Origin of the sequence: Algoriphagus winogradskyi (assembly GCF_900182815.1) — a bacterium.
GTDB lineage: Bacteria > Bacteroidota > Bacteroidia > Cytophagales > Cyclobacteriaceae > Algoriphagus > Algoriphagus winogradskyi.
Map to the genome: position 1 here is coordinate 470,254 of NZ_FXUA01000003.1, position 24,553 is coordinate 494,806.

Below are 24,553 nucleotides of genomic sequence, written 5' to 3' on the forward strand. Positions count from 1 at the left end.
CAAAATCGTATGATGAGTGTAAATTCATTTGCAATGAAGAATTTAAAATCACTGGCGACAGTAGCATTACTAGCCGGAACATTAGGATTAACCAGCTGCTTGGATAATGACGACGACATGCTGGACTACCCAGATGCGGGTTACATTTCTATTTATAATGGCGCTCCAAGCAATGCTGGCGTCATAGTCTATGCTGATCAAAATCAGGTGAATAATTTTCCTATTAAATACAAGGAGGTTTTGGCCTACCAAAACTTCTTTCCTGGAGATAGACTATTCAAATTCTCAGATCCAAACTCTCTTACTTCCCTTTTGGAAAAAGAGTATGAAATCAAAGTAGATTCTGTTTACTCCATGTTTGTGCTGGAAGATCAAGATGAATTGGATGCTGTATTGGTAGATGACGATTGGTCTGAACCGAATGCGGATGAGGCACAAATCAGAATGATTAACCTATCCCCCGATGCAGGCGCGGTAACGCTGAAACTTGATGAGGTAGTTGATCCATTTTTCGAAGGGATTGCATTCAAATCAAATTCTGAGTTCGAAAGTTTGGATTCAGACACTTACAAGCTAACAGTAGTTTCAGCCACTGGAGAAGTACTTGCTACCGCAACAAACGTAGAATTGATAGGAAATAGAGTTTATACACTGGTTCTTAGAGGCTACAAGCAGTCCACAGAGAATGCTAAAAAACTTGATTTGCAATTATTAACCAACTATATAGATTACTAAGTAATCCCCATACCCCACAATGGAAAATCCCGATCTCTATAGGTCGGGATTTTTTTGTTTTTATGATTTTCCCTTCTTGAAATAACGTCGTATAAGAAAAGATGACCCAAAGAACAAGTAGTTTTGGCACACGAAGCGCCATTAAAATTATCTGTAGTTTCTGAGGTAGCGTGAGAAATTGAGTTTAAAAGCAGCCCTCACCCTTTAGACTGGCATTCATTCCCATTCCCCTGCCCGGTTAAGGAAACATAAAAACGTTGATAGGGTGAACAAATCAACTTTAGAGATGCCTAAATCAAAGGTTTAAAAATCGTTTGAGCTCGAATAGAAAGCCCTGCTTGAGAAAGAGCTTCAAAAGTAACATTCAGGTGGTAAGACAAAAACCTCATCAGAGCGTCACTTCAAAACAGTATAAAAATCAAAACTTGCATAAATAAAAATAGCACCAAGTCTAAATCTGGTGCTATTTAATTACTATGTATATCCACTATCCTTCCAGTAAGGTGCCAAAAGCTATGTAAGATATGTTAAACTTAAGAACTGAGGCCACCTTAGCCTGTCACGACAGTGTGAGAGTCTTCGGTCTTGCGGTAGCTATCGGGAAGTATTCCAACTGACAAGCAAAGAATCTAAGGTGCTGGCATCATTACGGATAATCATATAATTAATCGTTGAGATCTGAAACAGATATTCAGAATTAGTCAAATTTTAAAACTTTCTAAAGGATTAAAATTGTAGGATAAGAAGGTGTACCTGATCAAAAGTATAGTGACTCAATTACTTTCCTCCAAAATTCATCTTAAAACTCGCTCCAAATAATCCATAGGTATCTCCGTAACCTGAAACCTGCTTCAATTGATAATTGTAGAAAGGCATGATCACATAGTTGGCGCCTTTTGTTTCCAGTACTCGCAGATTCACTCCAAAATTCAACGTAGCAAAAGGGTAAAACCTACCACTTTTGGACTCTAGAGAATTGTTCTCTACCACAGCCTCTTGACGGAGAGAAACGGAGGAGTTACCCATCGCATCGTTCGCATAAAAAGCTAACTGTTTCTGTACCGTGAACTCTTGAGATGCTGTTCCATTGAGCGAATAAAAGTTAGAAAAACCAGCCTGCACAGAGACAGAATTGTTTCTAGTCACAGGATATTTAACAAATACCGGAACTTCTACCTGCATCTGTTGTACTTCCAGTTTCTCCGTCTGCGGATAGTTATTCCCAAAAGACATTACCATACTTTCTTGCTTCGCATTTTGATTATAGTAGTTCAAGCCTAATCCAGAACCCAAGGTTAGTTTGCCAGGTAATTTTATATCTACTAGCATTCCCAGTCCGATAGAAGAGGCGGTTGCAACCTGATTATCGCTTTGGACGGCGCCAAATCCCGGAGATAAACCCATACCAAGTCCTACTGACGTTTTGTCCTTTTCTATTACCGGGAAATCACTTTCGGCTACAAAAGCCTCCTTTTCCTGGGGGTTTACAGATTCTTCAGCTTGAGCTAGTGCAATTTTCTCAGGTGCTTTTATCACAAGGGAAGAATTCGAAGTTTCTTCATTTTTCTCTTCCTGCAATTTGGTGATCAGTGCTTGCTCGGGCTGGTTCGCAAATGGTTTTTCAGGTACTTGTGCAACTGCTTTTTGATTAGCAAGTGCAGGTAATTCAGGAGAAATCGTAGCTTTTTCAGTCAGTATTGACTTTTGTTCAATCTTAGGATCGGTCGCTAAGGTTTTGTCTTCTGCATCTCGAACCTCTGGAGTAAGAGTTTCTGAAGGAGTTACACCTATTGCTGGAGTCTTTGCTGGAGTCTTATTTAGATTTTTTGAATTCGATTCAATACCAGGTTCTGGAATCGACTTTTCTCCTGCAGAATCCTTAGTAGGCAATTGCTTGGAAGTAATTTCTTGTCTAATATCTGTGTTATCTGCTACCTGAACTTCACCAGCATTTTCATTAAGATTTAAAGGTAAATCAACCGAACTAATTCCTATTGCTATTAATAACAGAGAGGCTGCAACTCCTGTCGCCCAATAGGCAATAGCTTTTCGCTTGCGTTTTGCACGCATTTTCTGAAAAGCTTCCCAAGCTCCCAATTCATAGGGCACAGAGGCTTCAACCAACTTCTTTTTAAGGGAAGCAGCGATTTCCTTATCCAGCTTATCTTCCTTCATATTCTTTCAAGTGTAATGATACTAATTTGCGAAGCTCAGACTTTGCCCGCGCTAGATAGACTCTGGAAGAGCTTTCCGTCAAGCCTAGTTTCTCGCCAATTTCTTTATGACTATAGCCTTCGATCTCGTAGAGATTGAAAACCATTTTGTGATCTTCCTGCAATAGATTAATTAGATTGATGATGTCCTGAAATGCTAGATCCTGAAGTGCATTAACCTCATGAAACACTCCAGTTTCTTCCGCCACATCGGTTTGATTCTGAAATTTCTTCTGCTTCCTGAAATAGTCAATGGCGGTGTTTACTGTGATGCGACGTAGCCAAGCTTTCACAGACTGGAAGTCGTCAAACTTCTTGATCGATCCGAAAAACTTCATAAAAGAGTCATTCGTAATCTCATCGGCCAAGGCCTTTTCTTTAGAATAGGACAGACTGATACCCATGACATAGCCATAGTATTTTTTATAGAATACTTCTTCGTACTTAGCCGATCGTCGTTTGCAACCTTCAATCAGCTCCTGATCAGTCCACTTCAATTCAAACCTATTAATCTATGGTTTACGACACCCAATTGGGGGTCGGAATTTTCATTTTTTAGCTATTCATCTCGGCACTAATTCACCGACTTTTGTTGCTGATTCTTTCTCCCTCAAAGCTTCTCCTGCTTTATTATACACATTCTTTCCTGAGGAGTTCATACAATCTGCTATTCCCTCCAAATTTTGAGGATAGGTAGATGTAGTAACAAAACTAGAACCTTCCATCCTAATTCCAGATCCCTTAACAATTGAGTCATTATCCGAGCCAGCATTTAGTGCGCTGCTCGCAAATATCAATATCAGATAGATCTTTAGAAGTGTTTTCATCTTGCTTTATTACCCTGACGGAAAGCTAGGGGAATACGCTACACCTGAGCCGAATTATTTTAGGAGGTGATCTGAAAAATAAAAAAATTAATTCTTCCATTTAGGCCGACTAAACCTTTCCAAATCTCAAAACTGATAAAAGTCACTCCGTTCACTGAGTTCTAACAGACTAATGAAAAACTGCTGAAGCTAGCTTTACTTTTTCAAAATCTAGTAAAATTCCGATCGATCAAAATGCCAAATTATAGCTCCGCACATAGCTTCCATATACCTGTAATGGGACTTGGATATACAGTAGATACTCCAATCAAAGTAGCCAAGTATGGGATCTCCAGTGTAGTCTCCATAATGGATGATCACTTGCTGGAAGACATGCGTAAAATCTACTCAACTAAATATGTTCGAGAATTCATTCCTATCTCCGATTTGGAGGAAGACTACCGGGCAAAGCGTATCACGGCTTACCTCGATTTGACTCAATCAATTGTTGAAGAGCAATTCAATAAATTGGTGAATGAAGACTGGGAAACCAATACAGAATTCCGAAAATATCTCGACCTACTACCAGAAGAATCGCCTATCCTAAACCTTGTAAAAAAAATAGAAAGCAGTCCTGAGTCTGAAAAATTCTATCTGAAAGAGGAGTTCAAATCCATGGTTAATGTGGGAGCTATAGATGTGAACATCATGACGAAAGTAGACAAAATAAATTCTGATAAATCAGGTAAGGAATTGCCTAGGGAATACTCGGATGCCTTGTCAGCTTTAAGAGGATTTGCGAAAAGTAAGGCGAATGGATCTGTTGTATTTTCAGCAGGAATGAACCCAGCATTGTACAGCTATGCCGAGCAGTTTTCTGAGTTTTTCCCAAACCAATTTGGTGAAATTTCGAAAGGAATTATCCTAAAAGTGAGTGACTATAGATCAGCTATGATCCAAGGAAAGTTCTTGGCAAAGAAAGGTCTTTGGGTTTCAGAATTCAGAATTGAGTCAGGCTTGAACTGTGGCGGACACGCTTTTGCTACAGATGGATTTCTGATCGGACAGATTTTAGAGGAGTTCAAAAGCAACAGAAATGAGCTTTTTCAAACACTTTATGAAATATGCCAAAAAACTCTGGAAAGCAAAGAGTTAAACACACTTTCAAAAAGCCCTACTTTCAGGATAACTTACCAAGGTGGAATCGGTACGGCAAGCGAAGATTCCTTCTTGCGCGAGTATTATGAGCTCGATGGAACGGGTTGGGGCAGTCCATTTCTTTTGGTCCCCGAGGCTACTTCTGTAGATGAAGACACCCTGAAGCGCTTGTTCAAATCCAAAAAATCTGACTATTACCTCAGCGATGCATCTCCTCTTGGCGTGCCTTTCAATAACCTCCGAACATCCTCCGGAGAAGAGCAGCGCATGAAGAGAATTGAAAATAATCGGTCAGGAAGTCCCTGCTATAAAAAGTTCCTCTCCAATAATTCTGAGTTCACAGCTAAGCCGATTTGCACTGCTTCCAGACAATACCAAATTTTAAAATCTAAGCAGTTTGAAACAGGTGAATTTGGGTTTGAAGAGATGGAAAAAGTGAAAGCAAAAGACTGTCTTTGCGAAGGCCTCAGCGCACCGGCGATTTTAGCAGCAGGAGAAACGCCGCGTAGAAATCTTAAGGCAGTTACGATTTGCCCTGGGCCAAACCTTGCTTATTTCAAAGGCACTTTCTCACTAAAAGAAATGGTAGATCACATCTATGGAAAGTTAAGCCTCAATGTCGATACTGACCGACCACATGTTCTAGTGAAAGAGCTCCAATTATATGTCACTTATTTGAAAAAGGAATTTGAAAACAAGGTGACAGAGAAGGTTGCCAAAAGGGATGCATACCTAGAAAAATTCAGAAACAATCTGATCCAAGGAGTAGAATATTATCAGGAATTGATCGACAAAGTAGAAGTAGATTCAAGTTCAATTCTTGCAAAAATGTCTGATCAATTTTCAAAAATTAAAAGCGAAATAGAACTCTTAAGTAAGCCAGTAGAAGCTAGTCTTACGTAACGTACTCGAGCTGTTTCAAAAATCATTTTTAACCCAGATAACCAAGAAAAGCTGAAAGCTAATCGAGCCATGATTCTGCCAAGTTGCGGTCACGGAAAGAAAATGCTTTCAGCTTACTTTTACACATCAAGCTATTTAAGAAAGCCACTAGGAAGCTTAGCCAGAAACTGTCTGTAAGCATTGCGTATTTGGAAAGCTTTGGTAGCATGTGAATGTCTCCGTAAATGGCATTTTTGAATGCTTCTAGGCTTTCATATCCCTTGAATGAGGTTACGATTGCCAAAACTTTTATAGTCTTATTGGCAGCAAGCTTATCTCTCGCTATCTGTAACTCGCGCGTGTCATCAACTGTGATGACTCCATCGATCACATAGCGTAGCAGCCCTTCTTCTATATAATAATTTACCTCCATCTACCTTACTAACAACGATTGAGGCTGTTTTGATTATCGGTCAATAAATATCCAAGAATACTTACTCGGATTTAAGAATGACGGCTGGATTCGCTTTGACTATTTTCCAAATCTGCGAACCAACAGTACCTGCGACTACCAGCAATAGAAGCACCAAACCAGTACCTATTGGCAAAACGCCCACTCCAGAATGGAAAGCAAAAAAACTATCTAGAAAGTTAGAGATAATCAGGATAGAAAAAGCTCCTCCTAATACTCCTGCAATTCCCCAAATAATCAGGTAACGCTTGTACAATTTCACAGACAAATCTCCCATATCGGCTCCAAAAACCTTTCTGACACAGTAATCCTTGATGTGCGAATTCATATTCAAGGAAACCAATCCAAAAAGCCCCAGCGCTGCCAATAGGACGGCAAGAATGGCCGAGAATAATAGAATATTCCTTACTCCCTCCACATCTGAAAATTCCCGCTCAAATACCTCGGTTTGCAATTTTCCCTCAAAAAGTCCTCTAGGAACTGTCTCATGCCAAATCTTTTTGACAGATGCCATAGTCGTCTCAGCACTTCCATCTGTCACTTGGAGGGTAAGGTAGTTAAATGTCGTGTCTGGAGAAGCTCTGATAACCATGGGGTCAATAGCACTTTGGAAGAAAATCGTATGAAAATCCTCCACCACACCTACGACTGTATAGTTCACACTGTCGAGCGTTATCTTTTCGGACAGAGGAAATTCCAGTCCCAGTTGATCTAAGAAAGTTTGGTTCACAATAACCGATTCCTGCGTATCAGAAATTAAATCAGAATTGAACAAGCGGCCTTGTTTGAGCTGCAGACCCAGTAGTTCAGGATAATTAGCTTCTGCATTTAGTAGGCTTATTTCATATTTTTCTTGACCAAAATCCAACACTTCTTCCCGTATCCAATTCCCCACATAATCCTGACTTCCGCTAACTTCTGTCACAGAAGCAAGTGCAGAAAGCTTGTTTTTGAGTGGCAAATAATCCTCCTGATTTGGCACATTCACGATGATTTTATCTGCACTATCGTATCCCCAGTCCCTATTCGAATTGATGTAGTTCGTCTGCACAAAAGCAATTCCGGCTACAATACTTATGATCGCCAAGGTAAATTGAAAAGTGAGCAATACACTGGTAAAAGTACTTTTACTGCCTATTTTCTGATTGCCTTTTAGTATGTTGATAGGCTTAAAAGATGACACGTAGATCGCTGGATAAAGACCGGAAATGAGGGTAATAGACACTAACATACCGCCCATAAACATCCAGATAAACGGATCTCTTAGCAGATCAATTTTCAGGTTCTTGGAGGCAATTTCATTAAAACCTGGAAGGAAAATAAAGCCAGCTAACAAACAACCCAAAATCATGGCAAATAAGCAGACCATCAGATTTTCGCTCAAAAATTGGAATACCAACTGGCTTCTTCTACTACCTATTACCTTTCGAATACCAATTTCCTTAAGTCTTTTGGAAGCCATTAACACCGAAATGTTGACGTAATTGAAAATTGCGAGAATAAGAATGAATAACCCTATCGCACCAAGTAGTATCTGTGGCCCCAGCCCTAAAAAATCTCTGACACCATTTTCAATTTCACCCACTTTGTAAACCAAATCAGAGAACGCAACCAGTTCTAGTTTCTGATAGGGCTTTTCCGGATTGACTTGATTTTGAATCTTAGTCAAAGAAATAAGTCCTGACTCCATTTGTGCAATATCAGCTCCCTTCTCCACTTGGATAAAAGCCCATAATTCATCTCTCCAGCTATCTTTAAGCGGGATATCATCCGTAGAAACAGGATGCGTCTCAATATTAACCAAGAGGTCAAAGGTGAACATATCCATATCATGCAGATCAGCTAAAACTCCTCCGACTTTGTATAATTTCTCCTCCCCATTTGTCACCAAGGAAAGCTCCTGTCCTATCGGATGTGTATCACCAAAAAGTTTCTCTGAAAGTTCATGGGTCAAAATCACTTGACTTGGATCATCCAATGCGCCCGGATATCCGTAATCCATTCGGTACACAAACATCTCCATAAATGTGGGATCTACATATAAGGAACGTTGATTGTAACTTTCATTCTTTTGAATCAAAATAGGAAAGTCGCGCATCACCTGGGTAGTCCGCTGAATCATGTTCAACTTATCAGGAATCATCTCTGCTAGTGGGCGTCCTACTGATCCATAAGTAACCAATCCATTCTCGCCTTCAGCGGTATAGGTCAGTTGATAAATCTCATCCTTGTTGGGCTGGTGAAGGCCTTTGAACCAAATATTTGCTATAAACAAGTAAGCCACCATGCAGCATCCCACTGCAGCGGCAAGGCCAAACACAGAGATGAATGTGGTTCCTTTTTGCTTAACTAGATTTCTCCAGCCAATTTTAAAGTAGTTCTTCAGCATAGCACCTTGATTATAGGATTGATAAGTTGAGTTGGACTTTTTGATATTATTCCATCTGAAAAAGCTGAGTACATGGATAAAAAATCTAAAACGGGCAAAAGCGAGCCCCTTTTCTTCCAGATTCATGTAGAAAATCTCATAAGCATCTCCTTGAATCTGCTCCAATCGACTGGGAGTGCAGTAGAACTCCAGAAATCGGTCAGGCCATTTGGGCGGAAAATGCTTCTGTTTAGTGTCCATAGGAAAGGTCTAAAGCAAACGGAGGAATCTGGTCGTACATTTTATTTCGGAGTGTTTTCACTTCCTCAATAGCTGCTCGACCCGTAGCAGACAGCGTAAACAATCGTTTTCTCCTACCACCTCTTTCTTCAGTTGCCCCACCCATTTCTGATTTGAGAAATCCTTTATCCTCCAGACGATTCAAAACCGTATGAATAGCCGAAATGTTAACCTTTCTTCCTGTCTGGTTTTTGATTTCCTCCAATACGGAAACACCATAAGCTTCCTGATCTAAAATCCCTACAGTCAAAAGAATCAACTCTTCCAATTCACCCAAATGATAACCTTTCATATTCGTAATCTATTTTATTTACAAAAGTAAATGTAATAGATTACTTTCATATTTGTAGAATTAATGGGTATAAAATATAAAAGACTACCTCATTACTGAAGTAGTCTTCCAAAACTCATTGTAAACTATAAATTCTGAATTAGTTTTTCTTTACGATCTCCTCTAATTCCTCCTTCATTTTTGCCATTATTTCAGCTTCCGAAGTAGATAGATCTTTCGTTTCTTTAGGATCAAGCTTAATATTGAACAGTTGATCTTCCTTGTCAAAACCTGTTTCAATAATCGGTCCCCAAGGCACCATGTCAGGCCCAGTATTTCCTGGAATGAATTTATAACCATCATTTCGGACATAAGCTAAATTGCTGAAAAGTGCTTCCTGTACTAAGCTATACCGACCTTGCCCCTCTTGTCCGATCAATACTTCCCAGTGGTTTTCTGTATCAATAGCCTGAGCAGAATCATAAGAAATATTATTCACTGCCGCGAAGGAAGCCAACAAATCCACCTGACTGAATAGTACATCCGATGTGGTCCCAGCCTTGACTGACTTTGGCCACTTTACTATAAACGGCACTCGGGTTCCAGCTTCGAACGCACTGTATTTTCCTCCTCTCAAATCTCCTGCAGCGTCGTGATCAGCGATCAATTCTCTCGCCTGATCCACATATCCGTCATCTAATACTGGTCCATTATCACTGGAGAAAATCACAATCGTATTTTCTTCCAAACCCTGCTCTTGCAGCAGTTTCATCAGCTCACCTACTGTCCAATCTAGCTGAACAATTACGTCGCCTCTTGGACCGAAATCAGTAGCTCCTTGGAAGCGCTCGTGAGCAATTCTAGGTACATGAATATCGTGGGTAGAAAAGTACATGAAGAATGGTTTATCGGATTCTGCTTTGATAAAATCCGTAGCCTTATCTACAAAAGTCTGTGCAAAGTCCTCATCTCGCCACATAGCTGCTTCCCCACCGGTCTGATAACCAATACGGCTGACTCCATTCACAATGCTATGATTGTGCCCATGTGACCACATCATTTTCAAGAGCTCAGGATTATCCTTACCTGTAGGGCCGTCTCCTATATTCTCACGGTAATTTACGGAAATCGGATCCGCTGGATCTAATCCAACAATATGGTGATCTTCTACAAATACCGTAGGAACCCGATCTCCTGTAGCTGGGATAATAAAGGAATAGTCAAAACCTATTTCCAAGGGGCCAGGATTCAATTCACCGTTCCAATCTGGACCTTCATCACCACCAAGGCCAAGATGCCATTTCCCAATCGCAGCCGTTCTATAACCTGCTCGCTGAACGACTGAGGGTAATGTCTCGACCCCCGGCCGGATTAAAGCAGAAGCATCTCCAGCTGCTACTCCTCGTCCTTTTGCTCGCCAAGCATATTCACCGGTAAGCAGGGAATAGCGAGATGGTGTGCAAGTAGCAGCTGACGCATAGGCATTGGAAAATAGTAAGCCATCAGCAGCTAACTTATCGATATTTGGAGTAGGGATTTTACCTCCATAAACGGAAATATCCCCATACCCTACATCATCTGTATAGATAACTAGGATGTTTGGTTTATCTTCTGAAACCTCCTCCCTACTTGGCTTTCCGGCACAGGACACTAAAAGGGAAAACCCTACCAGGGATAGAAAAGAGAAGTGTTTTTTCAATAATGAATTCATGAAATATGACGAATTAATTAGTAATGGATAAGGCCAGAACTAGTCTGGCCTTATCATTTTAGCTATTCTGGTTGATATGAAATCAATAACCAGGGTTTTGTTTTAAGTTTGGATTATCAGCTATCCGGCCAAGAGAAATTGGCAAATAATATCTCTCAGGTCCAAATACGCGACTTACACCTTCAGCATTTTTCAGGGTAATCACATATTTATCATTGTCCAAATCGTAATTAAATACCAATCCTTTTGTTCTTACATTATCCAAGTATTGAGGTGCGATTCTCCAGCGGATCAAATCCCAGAATCTTTGGCTTTCAAATGCCAACTCCACTTGTCTTTCCTGTCTGATATTTGCTTCGGTAGCTTCTGCCAATGTAGGCATTCCTGCTCTTTCTCTCAACTCATTCAAGGCTACTAATGCTTCGCCTGTCTTACCTAAATAGAAGGCTGCTTCCGCATAATTAAGAAGTGTCTCAGCATATCTAAATACATAGAAATCCTGTCCAGATCTCCCTGAAAGAGGCTCAAGGTTCGTTTCGTCTAGTTTTTTACGAAGAAGTAAGGCTGTGTTTCTTACATTTCGAGGATGACAGGATGCAGGCCACACTTCTCCATTTCTATCAAATGTGCCACTGGTAGCAGATACTCTTTCTCCCTCATCATTAGTATAGATAGTGCTGGAATGAAAATAAACCAGGCCACCTTGCCACGTAGATTCAGGATAGAATACAGAAGCTCTGAACCTTGGATCCCTTTTCCCAAAGAAGTCTTCGATTTCCCAAGAATTAGATGCAATCAAATCATCTCTTGAAATATCAGTCCCTTTTCTTCCATCCACAAAGTCAAAAAGCTCAACAAAATCATAGAGAACAGGGAAATTTGAATTCCAAGTAGCTGCAAATCCAGCTGGAGTAGCAATATTATCCAAGGAGTGACCTTTGACTATTGGCTCAAACACTTCCGCAAAAATCACCTCATCATTTCCTTCGTCTAGGAAAAGCTGACTAAAATTCACCATCTTATCCTCATGCTTCTCATAAAGAGAAAACATCCCAGACTCAATGATCTCTTTTGAAGCATTATAAGATTTTTGATAAAAATCCTGAGTACTTCCAGATGAAATCCCCACTAAACCATCCGCCTGAACGGTACTGAAATTCCCAATACTTGCTGCGTATAAGGATGCTCTAGACAAAAGCGCCAGTGCTGTATATTTATCTGCTCTTCCAGCTGCACCAGTTTTTTGATCTGGCATGGTGGCGATAATTTCATCAAGTTCTGTCACAATAAAGTTATAAATCTCCTCTTCAGTAGCCCGTGACGGATACAATTCGCTCTCAGGATCATCTACACTTTGTACTTTGGTGATTAGAGGCACCCCTCCGAATCTAATGACCATTTGAAAATAAGCATATGCTCTCAGGAATCTTGCCTCATTCATTTTTTGCAAAATGTAGGAATCATCCAAGGATTTACTTGATCCGATATTTTCCAATAAATAGTTAATATCCCTGATCGAATTATACCCCCAATAATCGAGAGGTCCGGCACCGGATGCAGCAGTATATGATCTACTGTAAGTGGTATTTGGCGTTTGCCAGTTGGCGAAATTAATGTGCTCAGCGCCAGCTGCTGGTATCATACCCATATTATTCTGAGCCTCACCACCTACATCGATGAACAGCATGTCAGAGTACACATTGGCGAGATAAGCTTCAGTTAGATTTTCATCCTCGAAAACGACGCCTTCAGAAATAAAATCAGGGGTTTTTGTAAGTTGTTCTTCACATGATGCAAAAACGATCGTCAGCAGCATCAATAGTAATATTCTTGATTTCATGATTATCATGTTTTTTCGTTTTAACATTTAAAATCCAAGTTGTACGCCAAATGACATCGTTCTCAACAGAGGCAATTTGAAGGCATTTGCACTTGTTGCTTCTTCAGGATCAACGGCATCTTTGAAAATACCCATGTTATTAAATGACAGTAAATTATCGCCGGACATGTAGACATTGGCATTGCTCAACCCGATTTTAGACAGAAAACTACTTGGTAAGGAGTATGAAACTGTAGCAGTTTTCAATCTTAGGTAAGTTCCATTGTACATCCAGAAATCAGAGTTAATGTTATTCCAAGTTCTTGTACCATTTCTCTCGTATGCTGGTAGTTGCGCATTAGGATTTGAACCAATACCAGGGTTATTTGGATCCTGAGTCCAGGTATATTGCTCGTGCAATTCAAGTGGAACCTGCTCATTATTAAATGCTCCTCTATAGAGCCCTGATATATTTACATTAAACCTGGTTCCACCTTGCCAAAGCATAGCAAGACTAAAGCCTCTATAAGACAATCTTGGAGCTAGTGAATAAGTGATATCAGGATTAGTTCCATACCCAATCTGGTATCTATCAGCTCTATTAATCACACCGTCTTCGTTTATATCTACATATCTGATATCACCTGGTTTTGGTCTACCATTGATGTCTTCGATTGTATATTGCTCCAAATACTGATCTACCTCAGCTTGGGTATTGAATAGTCCATCTGTTTTGTATCCGTAGGTAATATTCACCCATCTCCCACTTAGCTGATCAAACTCGACCTGAATAGGGTCCTCAAAATTGATGTCTTCTTCATAATTCTCATAGCGCTCTCTTGCATAGGCAACGCCAGCTGTGATCTCGTATTTGAACTCACCAAAAGTTCCTTGGTTGCCTAAAGAAAGTTCAAAACCTCTGTTACTTCTAGAATCCAGGTTCACCTGAGGTAAAGCAGCTCCGAAAGTAGAAGGAAGAGATTCCAATGGAGTTCTTAGCAATCCATCTCTGTATCTGTAGAACACATCCAATGTAGAGTACAACTTCCCGTTAAACATAGTCAAGTCTATACCTGCATTGTATAGGGTAGTGGACTCCCAAGTAATGTCTGGATTAACCAAACCCGTATTGCTAATGATCGCAGTAGGAGATCCGTCTAAGTAATAAACAGCTCCTGATGACTCTTCAAATCCTGATAGGAAGTTGAAGGAAGTATTCCCTACGTTGCTATCTACACCGGTTTGGCTATATGACAAACGAAGTTTGAACTGATCCAACACGTCTGAAGTAGCCAAGAAATCTTCTCTGGCGATATTCCATCCGACTGATACTGATGGAAAATATCCCCATGCGTTATTACCAAATTTAGAGCTGGCATCTGCACGAAGAGTCGCTTCCAGCAAATACTTTTCGTCATATGCGTAGTTGAATCTACCTGCAAAACTTACTCTGGTATATTGAATATCCCTACCCGTACCCGAACTTCTGGTCAATTCATTTGTACCTCCAATTTGTGGAACTTCAGTCGACAGCAAATCAGTTCTGGTCACAGTAAGTTGACGATAAGTATTATCTTCTTTCTCTCCAAAGAATAAAAATCCAAACTCATGTTTGTCAACAGCCTTTTCATAGGTAGCATAACCTCTTGAAAGTATTCTGTTAATTGGATCACTGAAACTACCGTAGGATCTAGAAAAAGAATTCCCTAGAAGAGAAGCTTCTAAAGTATACCCATCAAAATCTTCGGTGACAGCGTTTGGATCATACGACCATACATCATAAGGTGTAGCCAACGCTGCTTCTTGTAAGTTTCTTGCTCTTACGTTTACTTTACCGCCTACGCTCAGACCTTTTACAAATGGTAGTGAATACTTCAATTCTGCAGAACCAGTCAACGTATGTTGGTAGCTTTTACTGTATCCGGCAAATTTCTGATTGATTCTAGCTACTGGAGATCGACCGCTAAAGCCTGAATAAGGCGCTCTGTCGGGATCTGGCAAGTCTGGGTTGAATAGAGGCTGGGATGTCTGAAGATCATTCCAGATGGTGGATGGATCAATAATTGAATAATCCTTATCCTCTTTGATATATTGACCATTTAATATCAAAACAATGTTTTTGGACAAATCAATATCCATGTTATTGGTCAAAGTCAATTTCTTATAATCATAATCTCCTTTGAAAATCCCGGATTGACTGGTATATCCTACAGATGAATAATATCTGATTTTCTCACTGCCTCCTCTGAAGCTCAAATTATGACTCATCAATGGAGAACCTGTGTCCTTCAATACTGCATCTACCCAATCATAGCTAGGAAGCTCCCCAGACTCGTATTGATTAAGTTTTTCCTCAGTAAATAATGTACCGTAGCTGATTGGTTGATCTGGTTTAAGAGGATCGTATTGACCATTAAATACTGCATCTCTCCCAAGTTGAATAAATCCAGCCGCATCAACCTGCTTGGCAAAAGTCAATCTTTTCTGAGTAGCCACATATCCGTGATAATTCACAGACATCGAACCAGCCTTACCTCTTTTAGTAGTGACCAGAATAACACCGTTACCTGCTCTAGCACCATAAATAGCCGCAGATGCATCTTTCAACACTGTCACAGTTTCGATGTCATTTGGATCTATACGATCTAAAAATGACTCAATTCCGTCTACAATTACCAGTGGATTTCCAAAGCCTCGAATACTCAAAGTGGCATTGTCTTCACCTGGAAGACCAGGATTTTGATTGGAGATCAAACCTGGAACCTGGCCGATCAAAAGACCTTTAACGTTCGTCGCAGGAGTTTGAACAAGCCTATCTGCTTTCAAGTCAGTCACAGATCCAGTCAGGTTACTTTTCTTCTGAGTACCATAGGCTACTACTACGACCTCATCCAAATCTCCTACATCATCCTGCAAAAACACGTCAATAAAGCTTCTACCTTCTACCGGTATAGTTTGAGCTTTGTAGCCAACGAAGGAATAAACCAACGAAGCACCTTCCTGAACTGTCAAGGTATATTTCCCATCAAGATCAGTGACTGTACCATTAGTGGTTCCGTATTCGATCACAGTTACTCCCGGAATCGGGAACTCTGTCTCATCCTTCACCACCCCGGTAACTTGGATTTCTGCTTTCACAGCTGAAGCTCGCAATACATTCCCTAGGGTAGATTCACTAGCACCGACTGTTCCTTTTCCTTCAAATAATTGCTGTTGCGCCGCTAATGGTCCCAAAATGGCACATTGCATTCCAATGCCGATCAGGAAGGTTTTGGTCAGCGATTTAGCTAACAATGGTAATTTTATTTTCATATTTCAGTTGATTTTATTGTATCAATTTTTAGTCATTTTATGTATGAAGTATATAGTAATAGACATGATTGTTGATTCTGCATAGGCATATTTTGGATTTTGATTTAGGTGAATTTCATTGAATTAGATATCAATCTAGAAGTGCTCACTTCAATGAGCTATTCTCATGATTATTAAAAATTTAATAGAGAGAATAACATTTGTACTTTTGCACTAATCTAGTGCAATTGTTGAATTTTAAGGCAAACGTCCTAAAAAAATTATTAAAAAATTTAAAGAAGATTTATATTCTTTTTAAAATTAATACAGCAACCAAATATAATTTTACGGATTTTCATCCTTTATACAGAATTAGGCCCTCCTAATTGGAATACCTTTAATGGTTTTTCTGCCCTTTAACCATTGGCCTTTACATTTCCTTATTTCTACCAATTCAACTCAGAATTCTTTACACTAAGACTCATATTGCATTTAGATGTTATTCTAGATAGTGCATGGAAAATAGGTGGGTCAGCTACTAAAACACACGGATATCATCCCCCTTGGAAAAACCCGGAGTAATCAAAGCAACATCAACTACTATAAGCTGTTTCTATAAAAAGTTATTTGGCAAGAACCTGCTTTTCTTCCAGCAGTACTTTCTCCAATTTCTCATACTGCAAATCCTGCACAGCCACATCACCATCAATAGCCAGTGATGCCGCCGCTGCTGCAGATTGACCTAGGATCATAAAAACAGGCTCCATCCTGATAGAACCAAAAGCAGTATGTGAACTAGAAACACACACCGGAACGAGCAAATTAGAACATTCTTCTTTTTTCGGAACAAGTGTTCCATAGGAAATCGAATAAGGGTTTTTCGGGTGAACTCCTATATCTCCTTCATTCTGCACATAGCCATCCAACGTCACAAATCGCTGAGCATTGTGCGAATCCAGTGAATAGGATCCCATCCCAACAGGCTCCGGAACTTCCTTTGCTCCAAGTACATCATGCTCAGTCATCACATAGGCACCTATCATTCTTCGGGCTTCGCGCACATAGATCTGGTGAGGCCAGTTGTTATTATCGACAAATTCATCTTTTGCCAAACCCCAATTTGCCATCTCTGCTCTCACCGAATCTGGCACTTTTTCATTATGAGACATGAAGTAAAGTAAGCCTTGTTGGTAGTCGGTATGCTCCTTTAAGATTTGCTTTCTTTCAGCGTAACTCGCTTCTGGATAAGCATAGTTTTTCCCTATATAATCTGTAGAAAATGGCCCATGATTATTGGTGTCCGTCTTCAAATTTGGGATTGGATCGTATTTATCAAAAGTTTCATCCCAACCAGCAGCATAGACTCTAGCAAGCAATTCATAGCGTGCAGGATCATATCCTTCAGGTTTTGGGAAAGGAATACGATTGTCGGGGTGCCTACTCATCGCCAGACGATAAGTATAGGCCTGAAGACGTTTGTCACCTGATCCGTTTTCCCCCGGTGGATCTGCTGAGATCTCCGGCAATAAGCCGCTGGTAGAATCTCCGGGAATCATATAAGCACTGATGTCATTTTTGAAATAGTGTCCGTGTTGATAAACACCCACCTGTACCCCGTTCCAGGTCTCGCCATAAGTATCATTTGATTCCCGTCCCACGTGGTAGCTAACTCCAGCTGCTGCCATTAGATCACCTTCGTAGGTTGCATCTATAAAAACTTTTCCCTGATAGATATGACCAGAAAGTGTTGAGATCTGCATGATTTTGCCATTTTCCAGTTTAACTCCAGCTTCTCGATCCAGCCATTCATCACGATGGATTTCCAAATCGTATTCCGAAACAAAATTCTCAAAGACCTGTTCGGCTACATGGGGTTCAAAAATCCACATAGTTCTATTCTCGCCATCCATCGCTGGAGTACCTTGACCTTTATTTCCGTATTCCTCTTTTTTCTGCCACTTCCAAGCCAAATCCTGCTGATAATGAAGGTAGATTCGATGATAAAACTCCCTAGCCAAACCTCCGATCACAGACTTATTTCCAGTATCCGTGAAACCTAGACCTCCGGAAGACAATCCTCCTAAATGCCTATCAGGAGAAACAACAATGACTGATTTGCCCATTTTTTTCGCTTGAACTGCAGCGGTAATCGCTGCCGAGGTCCCCCCATAAATAATGATGTCAGCCTCAAACTCGGAAGTATTCTCAGGTTTGCAGGAAAATAGAATTAAGATGATAAGGAGGCTAGGTAAAAATTTCATGATGTGTAGATCTTGGAAAAACTGGTTAAATGAATAGCACAAAACAACTTTCAAAATAACCTTTTTTATCCAACTGATCTATCTCACTTTGACACTATTTAGCTGAACACACAATGCCATTCCTGAACTCTAAAAATAGTCAGAAACCCAACACTCATTTACTGACCAATTTCAACTTGTAAAGAACAATCCCATCATCCTCGGTTTCGGACAAACCTGCGACTTTGGAAACGACTAGCTCACCTTTTTTATTTACTACATTTGGAAAATTGCTGGTGATTGGAAAAGGGACATTCGTGGCCAATTGATTGAAATCCTTGTCGAAAATCGCTGCATAGTTAGGATCTTTTTTGCGTGCAGCTAGTCCGTCTCTAGTCGGAGGCCCAAGCTGAGCTTTCTCCTCTTCAGAAAGTCCTCTATTGTAGATAGCAATAAAATAGTCTCCTGACACCAAAATATTAGTAAGATTGCCAGGCCTTTTCTTCTGGTTTTCTGTAAAAAACTGCTCTGCTTTATCCAATGGAACAGAAGTAGTGGGAATCCAACCTGGAATATCTACATCCACTGTTTTTTCATACTCAAATTTACCCCCCACCTTATTATATACATAAATCTCCGGCGTAAACCACATGCTAAGCAACAGCTTTTCCCCATCCACCGTGTACACTGGAATAGGAAAACCTTTCACTTCATCATCTAATAATGCCGAAGACTCTGGCAAACTTAATACCCCTAGCGTATCTCCAGTCTCCATATCCTGAGCTTCTATGATAGGCAGATGAAGCAAAGCTTGGTAAAACTCCCCCTCTTCAAAATTAACAGCCAAAGTCTCTGGCCAAGGCTTTGGGTAATAGATTTTACCCTCTGACTCGAACATCCCAAGTTTGGGATACATCATGAAAGCCTGATGAGGATAAGGAATCGTCACCTCACCAACTTTACTTGAATCCTGAAATCTAAAATATCCTTCCGGAGGATTAAATACGGTCACATCCCCATTGAAATAGCCCAATCCTAGCGCCTGTCCAACTGCGTCTATTCCATCCTGATTGAATTTATTATGATTAAGAATCTTTCCATCCCCATCCACTTCTAAGTATTCATAGTAAGAATCCGTCGCAAGCAAGTACTTATCAGCCTTCGGATCATAGTCTAGCAACATCATTTCTCCCATGTAATCAATCTGTACAGAATCAGTAATTTCTAGAGAAAAGGATTTTGTAATGGAATTATTTTCTGTTTTCTCACCACAGGAAAGAAGGCTTATAGCTATAGAACAGATAAAAAAATGAGTGAATTGGAGTTTCATGGCAAATATTAAAAAGGGGTTGTAGTGGTATGATTTTCAGAATCCTACCTAAAAAACTAAATACTAAGAATAACTACAACTAAATAAGAATTTTTAACAAAATCTAGCTACCGATCAATTCATGGACCCGCTCACGAAGTGTAGGCACTACTTCCTCCTCAAACCAAGGATTTCTTCGCCTCCACATGAGATTTCGCGGAGAGGGGTGTACTAGTGGAATAAATTCCGGTAAGTACAAGTCGAAATTCCTAACAGTCTCCGTCAGTGTCTTCTTTTTCCTATTCCCCAAGTAATATTTCAAAGCATACTGCCCAATAAGTAAGGTCAATTTCACCTCCGGCATACGCTCATTCATTTGCTGGTGCCATAAAGGTGCGCATTCGGGCCTGGGTGGCAAATCACCTCCTTTTCCCCTACCAGGATAACAGAAACCCATAGGCATGATCCCAAAGATCTTAGGATCATAGAATTGCTCACGATCTACACCCAACCATCTTCTTAATTCATTTCCGCTCGCATCATTCCAAGGAATTCCCGTTGCATGAACTTTGGTACCAGGAGCCTGTCCTATAATCAAAATCTTACTTTTTGGATGTATAGAGAACACAGGCTTTGGACCAAGAGGCAAAAACTCTTTGCACATTTTACAAGCCTGAGCATCAATAACTAAAGACTCAAAACTATCCATCAGACGACATTTATCTTATTTATTACCACTTTTTGAATCCAAAACAGAAATTATATGAAAATCGGTTAATTATTGTAGGGAAATTATATTAAATTATTAGGCTAGTTTATTGAACAGCAACATTTTACTTTAAACAATGAGATGTTAATTCTAGTTAAATCCACCTGACCTTATTTGTTCGTATCTTATTGACATACCAATCAACCATCTACTCATATATGCCATGAAAAACACCTACCTCCTTTTCGCACTATTACTTATTATTTGCGCAGGATGCTTTTCCTCCAAAGATTATGTTACTGACTATGACTATAATTATCAAGCATCTTTTAAGAAATATAAAACCTTTGCATTCGTAGTTCCTACGGAAAAAGATACCAGTATGATATCACCCGTATTGACGGCCACGATAGGTGCAAGGTTAGGTTCTCAGGGATTCCGAGAGCAAGAATCCAAGCCGGATTTATTAGTCAGCTACAAAATTTTCATGGATTCGATAAGATACCGTGGCTACGTACAGCCAGAGTTTGACTATTACTTACAACGAATGAAAAATGTACCCGAGAAGGAAGATGGAGATCTAGACAAAGAACAAGAAAAAGATGAAACCTATAATCACGTAAAGTATAGCCAAAACCAAGGAATGCTGGTAGTTTATGTAATTGATAGTAAGAGAGGAAATACCATCTGGCAAGGTTATACAGCTGCCAATTTTGATTCAGAATCCCCCAACTTCCAATCGGATGTGACTCGGGCAGCATATAGAGTAATGAATGAATTCAAAGTTGTAAATCGCCTCATGGAATAATAAGTGAATATTTCTGAGTAAAGAATTAGTCAACTTGTGTAGTGATTCCACACATTTTTGAAGAGGTTCCCATATGTTTTGGAGCCTCTTTTTTATTTAAAAAAGGGCTCTAATTTGATAATATGCACCTTTTCTATCCATTTATTTATGTGGAATAATATGCAGCTAATCTTTGTGGCAATTCCTTTGAAATAGTTGATTCAACTACAAAGAAATCAACTATGAAAAAATCACTAATTGTTACAGGACTTTTGAGCGCCACAGTGATGGTCTCATGTGTATCAAAGAAAAAATACACCGAACTAGAGGGTAATCTTTACAAAACACAAACTGAGCTTGCTACCACTGAGCAGGAAAAAGCTGAGTTAGAGGAGAAAATGCAGATCATTGAGAATAGAGTGGCTGAGTACAACGCAAGAATCAATTCTCTCCGCGATACAAATGATGCTTTGACCCTGCAGAATGAGGGCATGTACTCTTTGGAAGGTGCCACAATGATGTCTAAAACATCAAAGGAGAAAATGAAGCAAACATTGGCTAATGTCGACCAAGCTAAACTTGCCCAAGCGCAAACATTGGAGGATTCAGTGAATCTAGCCGTAGAATACAATTTGAAAAAGAATATCACCGAAACTACAGTGGATGGTGAAGAGGATGATGTAAACATTAGCATTGACCAAACCGTGGTGATGATCTCTGTATCCGACAAACTACTTTTCAACACCGGTAGCTATAGAATCAATTCTAAAGCTGATCCATTACTGCAGAAATTGGCTGAAGTGATTAACGCTGAGCCAAGCCTACAAGTGATGATTGAAGGTCATACTGATCCAAGAACAATCTCAACGGGAGTTGTTCAGGACAACTGGGATCTTTCTGTGAAAAGAGCGACTAGTATTGTAAGAAAGTTGCAAGAGCAATACAATGTATCTCCTGAAAAAATGATTGCTGCAGGAAGAGCAAGTTATATGCCTATCGTGGAAAATGATTCTCCTGAAAACATGGCAATCAACAGAAGAACAAGAATTGTTTTGATTCCAGATCTGGATATGTTCTTTGCGATGCTTTAATACATAAAAACCACCAAGTTACTTTAACTACCACAACCTAAAAGCAGGCTCTAGAGCCTGCTTTTTTGGTTAACTTTTCAGTAAATAATTTCTCATTTCAAAAGCTCATTCTTCTGACAGAGGAGCCTTAGACGAATTAATTCACAAAATAAATGGTGCTGACATTGAAGTCCATTAGCATCGGGTGACTGGTCTATTGGAAGGTGGATATCAAAAATATTTTGCAGAAGAATTGAGGTTCTGAAACGTTTTTTTTCATCAGAAAATGCTTTTTCCAATTGCATACAAACACATTTTAGTCTTCGCTGATTAGGCTCAAATGTGGTCAAAACCTTCTTCTACTTCAAATCCAAAACATCCAGTGTACCTAACGCATGTTGCATTAACACCTCCTGGAAAAACAAGGTATAAACTGCCTGAGCCTGGTCAGCCTGAGCACTCACCAATTGTTGGTTTGCGGTAGCAAGGTCTACGAAATTGGAAATCCCTAGACGAAAGCGCTCAGAAATGGCATTTAAAGCTTCCTTTGCTGCTAATACCTGAATCTCTGTATTGCTTTCCTTTTTCACTGCAGCCATATAATTTAGATAGGCCAATTTCACATCCTGATAGATTTTTCTATCCATCGACTCCTTTTGCAAAATCTGATTTTTATAGGCCACCTTACTGCTAGCTACATTGAGCTTATTCTGGAAATTATTGAAGATTGGAATGGTAAGGCTAAGTCCTAATGTATTTTGAGGATATACTTTCCATAGTTGATCCTGAAGGTTTCTATCGTCTAAGGAAGTAAAGAAAGTGTTGTAATTATAAAATGCTCCAATTCGTGGATAATACATGGATTTGATTGCTTGCATATCCTTTTTGTATGAAGTCACCAGAAGGTCCTGCTGCGTGCCATCTGCTCTATTTAACTGTGCCATTTCATACAACTCCTGCATTTCCATACCTTCAAACCTCAACTCACCTGCTCTTGGATCTACCGCCGTTAATAATGGCACAACACCGGGCTCTAATTGCAAATATTCTGACAGGTCCCAAACATCATTTTCATACTTTAACTGTGCATCCACTAGCACGGATTCCAATCTTGCGACCTCGGATTCCTGATTGTACTTATCCGAAAGCGTACGAAGTCCAGCATCAACAAAACCTTGTATTTGCCTTAAGGTCTCCTTTTGATTATCAAGATTCTCCTGGGAAATCCGAACTATTTCCCCATCCAAAAGCACCTGAAGATACCTTCTAGCTACATCAAACATTACCTGCTGAGAAGCTCTATCAAGCCCTTTTTCTCCAGCGTCATAAGCTAATTTCGCTGACTGAGTATCCAATATTCTTCTACCCGCATTGAAAATCGGCATACTCATGTTTAGGCCCGCATTTACAATCTCATTGGTAACATTGGTAACCACAATCTCACCTTCAATCTGCTGAAATTGCTGGCCTGACTGCTGTGAGAGGGATGTATTTATATTTGCGTTTGGGAAATGGGAAAGAAAAGCTGACTGCTTCTGCACCTTCAACACTTCCATATTATTGGACTGAATTTGATATGCAGCATTAGCTGACAAAGCTAAATCCACCGCTGTTCTGAAATCAATTCTTAAAGTGTCTTGCGCTTGAAGTGTACCCGTCACCGTGGCTACAATAAGTACCGCTATATACTTCTTAAACATGGATAATCGCCTCATCTTTTTCTATTTTACCATCCAGCATGTCGATTAATCGAGTGCCATAATCTGCATTTTCACGGGCATGTGTTGCCTGAATTAGTGTAGTTCCTTCTCTGTGCAATTCCTGAAAAACTTCCATGATTTCCTTTGCCTGTCCAGAGTGCAGATTTCCCGTAGGCTCATCAGCCAGAAGCACCCTAGGCTTACCAGCCACTGCTCTTGCGATTCCTACCAACTGCTGCTGACCTCCTGATAATTGAGCAGGGAAAAGATCTTTTTTTGCCACCATATTAAATCGGTCAAGTAGGTTGGCAATGATGCTTTTCCGCTCGTTGGAAGACACGCCTCTATACAAAAGTGGCGTCTCTATATTTTCATACACCGTCAATTCATCAATCAGGTGATAAGCCTGAAAGATGTATCCAAACTCACTTTTATGAAGGGCAGCGCGTTCACGTTCTTTCATTTTGGCCAGGTTTCTATCTCCAAACCAATACTCTCCTTCGTAGTCTTCATCGAGTAAGCCCAAGATATTTAGAAGTGTAGACTTACCTGCGCCACTTGGTCCCATGATGGTTACAAACTCTCCCTCGTTGATGGTTAAATTTATTCCTTTGAGCAAAAAAATCCGCTGAAAACGTGATTCTATATATTTGTCTAACTTCTTAAGTTCTATCATTAATGTATTGGAAGATTTTTAAATTGAAATATTGTA

The 24,553-nt window shown here is 39.9% G+C and carries 18 protein-coding genes; 4 read left to right on the forward strand and 14 right to left on the reverse strand.

The window, feature by feature from the left end:
- Window positions 1-33 precede the first annotated feature (33 nt).
- Window positions 34-735 (forward strand): DUF4397 domain-containing protein, encoded by a 702-nt coding sequence (locus QOL76_RS10450; RefSeq protein WP_283412904.1) that lies wholly within the window; start codon window positions 34-36, stop codon window positions 733-735.
- A 777-nt stretch (window positions 736-1,512) separates the two neighbouring features.
- Here QOL76_RS10450 and QOL76_RS10455 read toward each other — a convergent pair.
- The 3 genes from QOL76_RS10455 to QOL76_RS10465 all read right to left on the reverse strand — a co-directional run bounded on the left by QOL76_RS10455 (window position 1,513) and on the right by QOL76_RS10465 (window position 3,775).
- A complete protein-coding gene (locus QOL76_RS10455) occupies window positions 1,513-2,910 on the reverse strand; it encodes a hypothetical protein (RefSeq protein ID WP_283412905.1) in 1,398 nt (465 codons plus the stop codon).
- Window positions 2,897-3,445 carry an RNA polymerase sigma factor gene (locus QOL76_RS10460; RefSeq protein ID WP_283412906.1) on the reverse strand — a complete coding sequence of 183 codons (549 nt, stop codon included), beginning with the start codon at window positions 3,443-3,445 and terminating at the stop codon, window positions 2,897-2,899. Before QOL76_RS10460 ends, QOL76_RS10455 begins: the two co-directional genes overlap by 14 nt.
- A gap of 66 nt (window positions 3,446-3,511) precedes the next feature.
- Window positions 3,512-3,775, reverse strand: coding sequence for a hypothetical protein (locus QOL76_RS10465; RefSeq protein ID WP_283412907.1), 264 nt, complete (start codon window positions 3,773-3,775; stop codon window positions 3,512-3,514).
- Between the two features lie 234 nt (window positions 3,776-4,009).
- Here QOL76_RS10465 and QOL76_RS10470 point away from each other — a divergent pair, with 234 nt between their 5' ends.
- Window positions 4,010-5,815, forward strand: coding sequence for a hypothetical protein (locus QOL76_RS10470; RefSeq protein WP_283412908.1), 1,806 nt, complete (start codon window positions 4,010-4,012; stop codon window positions 5,813-5,815).
- Between the two features lie 58 nt (window positions 5,816-5,873).
- On the opposite strand, the gene QOL76_RS10475 is transcribed toward QOL76_RS10470, so the two are convergent.
- From QOL76_RS10475 to QOL76_RS10515, 9 genes are all read right to left on the reverse strand, one after another.
- On the reverse strand, window positions 5,874-6,227 hold the full coding sequence (locus QOL76_RS10475) for a SpoIIAA family protein (protein WP_283412909.1): 354 nt from the start codon (window positions 6,225-6,227) through the stop codon (window positions 5,874-5,876).
- Window positions 6,228-6,288: 61 nt separating this feature from the next.
- Entirely contained in the window at window positions 6,289-8,895 is a 2,607-nt protein-coding gene (locus QOL76_RS10480) for an ABC transporter permease (RefSeq protein ID WP_283412910.1), read from the reverse strand.
- On the reverse strand, window positions 8,885-9,226 hold the full coding sequence (locus tag QOL76_RS10485) for a PadR family transcriptional regulator (RefSeq protein ID WP_283412911.1): 342 nt from the start codon (window positions 9,224-9,226) through the stop codon (window positions 8,885-8,887). The genes QOL76_RS10480 and QOL76_RS10485 overlap by 11 nt, the downstream gene beginning before the upstream one ends.
- A gap of 139 nt (window positions 9,227-9,365) precedes the next feature.
- Window positions 9,366-10,916 (reverse strand): sulfatase family protein, encoded by a 1,551-nt coding sequence (locus QOL76_RS10490; RefSeq protein ID WP_283412912.1) that lies wholly within the window; start codon window positions 10,914-10,916, stop codon window positions 9,366-9,368.
- A gap of 82 nt (window positions 10,917-10,998) precedes the next feature.
- Complete coding sequence (locus QOL76_RS10495) at window positions 10,999-12,756, reverse strand: RagB/SusD family nutrient uptake outer membrane protein (RefSeq protein ID WP_283412913.1); 1,758 nt, start codon at window positions 12,754-12,756, stop codon at window positions 10,999-11,001.
- A 27-nt stretch (window positions 12,757-12,783) separates the two neighbouring features.
- Window positions 12,784-16,047 (reverse strand): SusC/RagA family TonB-linked outer membrane protein, encoded by a 3,264-nt coding sequence (locus tag QOL76_RS10500; RefSeq protein WP_283412914.1) that lies wholly within the window; start codon window positions 16,045-16,047, stop codon window positions 12,784-12,786.
- 602 nt (window positions 16,048-16,649) lie between these two features.
- Complete coding sequence (locus tag QOL76_RS10505) at window positions 16,650-18,287, reverse strand: FAD-dependent oxidoreductase (protein ID WP_283412915.1); 1,638 nt, start codon at window positions 18,285-18,287, stop codon at window positions 16,650-16,652.
- A gap of 154 nt (window positions 18,288-18,441) precedes the next feature.
- Window positions 18,442-19,596 (reverse strand): hypothetical protein, encoded by a 1,155-nt coding sequence (locus tag QOL76_RS10510; protein WP_283412916.1) that lies wholly within the window; start codon window positions 19,594-19,596, stop codon window positions 18,442-18,444.
- A 103-nt stretch (window positions 19,597-19,699) separates the two neighbouring features.
- A complete protein-coding gene (locus QOL76_RS10515) occupies window positions 19,700-20,284 on the reverse strand; it encodes a uracil-DNA glycosylase family protein (RefSeq protein ID WP_283412917.1) in 585 nt (194 codons plus the stop codon).
- 223 nt (window positions 20,285-20,507) lie between these two features.
- Here QOL76_RS10515 and QOL76_RS10520 point away from each other — a divergent pair, with 223 nt between their 5' ends.
- Complete coding sequence (locus QOL76_RS10520) at window positions 20,508-21,092, forward strand: DUF4136 domain-containing protein (RefSeq protein ID WP_283412918.1); 585 nt, start codon at window positions 20,508-20,510, stop codon at window positions 21,090-21,092.
- 221 nt (window positions 21,093-21,313) lie between these two features.
- Complete coding sequence (locus tag QOL76_RS10525; protein ID WP_283412919.1) at window positions 21,314-22,162, forward strand: OmpA family protein; 849 nt, start codon at window positions 21,314-21,316, stop codon at window positions 22,160-22,162.
- Between the two features lie 338 nt (window positions 22,163-22,500).
- Here QOL76_RS10525 and QOL76_RS10530 read toward each other — a convergent pair whose 3' ends face one another.
- Complete coding sequence (locus QOL76_RS10530) at window positions 22,501-23,856, reverse strand: TolC family protein (RefSeq protein WP_283412920.1); 1,356 nt, start codon at window positions 23,854-23,856, stop codon at window positions 22,501-22,503.
- On the reverse strand, window positions 23,834-24,517 hold the full coding sequence (locus QOL76_RS10535; RefSeq protein WP_283412921.1) for an ABC transporter ATP-binding protein: 684 nt from the start codon (window positions 24,515-24,517) through the stop codon (window positions 23,834-23,836). The genes QOL76_RS10530 and QOL76_RS10535 overlap by 23 nt, the downstream gene beginning before the upstream one ends.
- Window positions 24,518-24,553 lie beyond the last annotated feature (36 nt).

Excerpts from the sequence above, each read along its gene's own strand:
- QOL76_RS10450 (WP_283412904.1), top strand. The coding sequence starts at position 34 with ATGAAGAATTTAAAATCACTGGCGACAGTAGCATTACTAGCCGGAACA.
- QOL76_RS10480 (WP_283412910.1), bottom strand. The coding sequence starts at position 8,895 with ATGGACACTAAACAGAAGCATTTTCCGCCCAAATGGCCTGACCGATTT.
- QOL76_RS10455 (WP_283412905.1), bottom strand. The coding sequence starts at position 2,910 with ATGAAGGAAGATAAGCTGGATAAGGAAATCGCTGCTTCCCTTAAAAAG.
- QOL76_RS10520 (WP_283412918.1), top strand. The coding sequence starts at position 20,508 with ATGAAAAACACCTACCTCCTTTTCGCACTATTACTTATTATTTGCGCA.
- QOL76_RS10530 (WP_283412920.1), bottom strand. The coding sequence starts at position 23,856 with ATGAGGCGATTATCCATGTTTAAGAAGTATATAGCGGTACTTATTGTA.
- QOL76_RS10515 (WP_283412917.1), bottom strand. The coding sequence starts at position 20,284 with ATGGATAGTTTTGAGTCTTTAGTTATTGATGCTCAGGCTTGTAAAATG.
- QOL76_RS10500 (WP_283412914.1), bottom strand. The coding sequence starts at position 16,047 with ATGAAAATAAAATTACCATTGTTAGCTAAATCGCTGACCAAAACCTTC.
- QOL76_RS10485 (WP_283412911.1), bottom strand. The coding sequence starts at position 9,226 with ATGAAAGGTTATCATTTGGGTGAATTGGAAGAGTTGATTCTTTTGACT.
- QOL76_RS10465 (WP_283412907.1), bottom strand. The coding sequence starts at position 3,775 with ATGAAAACACTTCTAAAGATCTATCTGATATTGATATTTGCGAGCAGC.
- QOL76_RS10490 (WP_283412912.1), bottom strand. The coding sequence starts at position 10,916 with ATGAATTCATTATTGAAAAAACACTTCTCTTTTCTATCCCTGGTAGGG.
- QOL76_RS10535 (WP_283412921.1), bottom strand. The coding sequence starts at position 24,517 with ATGATAGAACTTAAGAAGTTAGACAAATATATAGAATCACGTTTTCAG.
- QOL76_RS10510 (WP_283412916.1), bottom strand. The coding sequence starts at position 19,596 with ATGAAACTCCAATTCACTCATTTTTTTATCTGTTCTATAGCTATAAGC.
- QOL76_RS10470 (WP_283412908.1), top strand. The coding sequence starts at position 4,010 with ATGCCAAATTATAGCTCCGCACATAGCTTCCATATACCTGTAATGGGA.
- QOL76_RS10505 (WP_283412915.1), bottom strand. The coding sequence starts at position 18,287 with ATGAAATTTTTACCTAGCCTCCTTATCATCTTAATTCTATTTTCCTGC.
- QOL76_RS10495 (WP_283412913.1), bottom strand. The coding sequence starts at position 12,756 with ATGAAATCAAGAATATTACTATTGATGCTGCTGACGATCGTTTTTGCA.
- QOL76_RS10475 (WP_283412909.1), bottom strand. The coding sequence starts at position 6,227 with ATGGAGGTAAATTATTATATAGAAGAAGGGCTGCTACGCTATGTGATC.
- QOL76_RS10525 (WP_283412919.1), top strand. The coding sequence starts at position 21,314 with ATGAAAAAATCACTAATTGTTACAGGACTTTTGAGCGCCACAGTGATG.